Source organism: Hungatella sp. SL.1.14 (assembly GCF_024460495.1).
Taxonomy (GTDB): Bacteria; Bacillota; Clostridia; order Lachnospirales; family Lachnospiraceae; genus Hungatella; species Hungatella hathewayi.
Genome location: NZ_JANFYJ010000569.1, coordinates 1 through 269 on the forward strand (window position 1 = coordinate 1; position 269 = coordinate 269).

Sequence of the window (269 nt, forward strand, 5' to 3'; positions counted from 1 at the left end):
CGGAAGCACCGCTGCTGCATCTTCTGCTGCCTTATCATACGTCAGGGTTACATTAGCATTTGCTGTCCATTTCGCATAGACGGTCATACTTTCTTCTATTACGTAGGCTGTGTCAAACCGCTGCCCGTTTCCATTCTCTGCTGTATACCAGCCTCCAAATGTATAACCCGGGCGGCTTGTGATTCCAAGATCTTTTCCTGCATTCGCAAGACTTTGGCCGCTCAGCACCGTCTCCGTTGCATTTGGCTGTACTTCTGCTGCATCTGCCG

1 protein-coding gene is annotated in these 269 nt (G+C 50.6%); it reads right to left on the minus strand.

Annotated features, from left to right (window positions below):
- Positions 1-269: InlB B-repeat-containing protein (locus NE473_RS32340; RefSeq protein ID WP_256265744.1), on the minus strand; the 269-nt coding region annotated here is incomplete at both ends.